The organism is Paenibacillus sp. SAF-068 (assembly GCF_051967555.1).
In the GTDB taxonomy this organism is placed as follows: domain Bacteria; phylum Bacillota; class Bacilli; order Paenibacillales; family Paenibacillaceae; genus Paenibacillus.
Window position 1 is genome coordinate 455 of record NZ_JBQCJX010000015.1, and the last position, 1,006, is coordinate 1,460.

The following is a 1,006-nucleotide window of genomic DNA, read 5'->3' on the forward strand; positions in this document are numbered from 1 at the left end:
CCGGTCAGACCAGCGAGACCTGTGGCTCCCGTTTCACCCGTGGCTCCTGTTAATCCAGTGCTTCCCGTTACGCCAACTCCGGTGGCTCCGGTATCCCCTGTCGCTCCGGTCAGACCAGCGAGACCTGTGGCTCCCGTTTCACCCGTGGCTCCTGTTAATCCAGTGCTTCCCGTTACGCCAACCCCTGTGGCTCCAGTAACCCCTGTCAATCCCGTGCTTCCCGTTACCCCAACTCCGGTGGCTCCGGTAACTCCCGTTGCTCCTGCGCCCGCAAGCAACGTGTAATCCGGCGATGTGCCCGGCGTTCCCGTGGGTGAAGCTACATTTGCAATATACGTACTGCCGTTGAACGTTACGACTTGACCCGCTGGGTACGTTGGGGCTACCGCTGGATCAAATGGCACGATGCCACTTAGACCTGAACCCGTCGCTCCTGTTACACCCGAAGACCCTGTAACTCCTGTACTTCCCGTTACCCCAACTCCGGTGGCACCCGTTGCTCCTGCGCCCGCAAGCAACGTGTAATCCGGCGACGTACCCGGCGTTCCCGTGGGTGAAGCTACATTTGCAATATACGTACTACCATTGAACGTTACAACTTGACCCGCGGGGTACGTTGGGGCTACCGCTGGGTCGAATGGTACGATACCACTCAAACCTGCACCCGTCGCTCCCGTTACACCTGAAGTCCCTGTAACTCCGGTACTTCCCGTTACCCCAACTCCGGTGGCACCCGTTGCTCCTGCACCTGCAAGCAACGTATAATCCGGCGACGTGCCCGGCGTTCCCGTGGGTGAAGCTACATTTGCAATATACGTACTGCCGTTGAATGTTACGACTTGACCCGCTGGATAGGTTGGGGCTACCGCTGGATCAAATGGCACGATGCCACTTAGACCTGAACCCGTTGCTCCCGTTACACCCGAAGACCCTGTAACTCCGGTACTTCCCGTTACCCCAACTCCGGTGGCTCCTGTAATACCTGTCGCTCCTGCACCTGCAAGCA

Annotated in this window: 1 pseudogene; it reads right to left on the reverse strand. The window is 58.5% G+C overall.

Annotation, left to right across the window (positions count from 1 at the left end):
* Positions 1 to 1,006 (reverse strand): annotated as a pseudogene (locus ACTHPG_RS28140) (BclA C-terminal domain-containing protein); the annotation flags it as partial.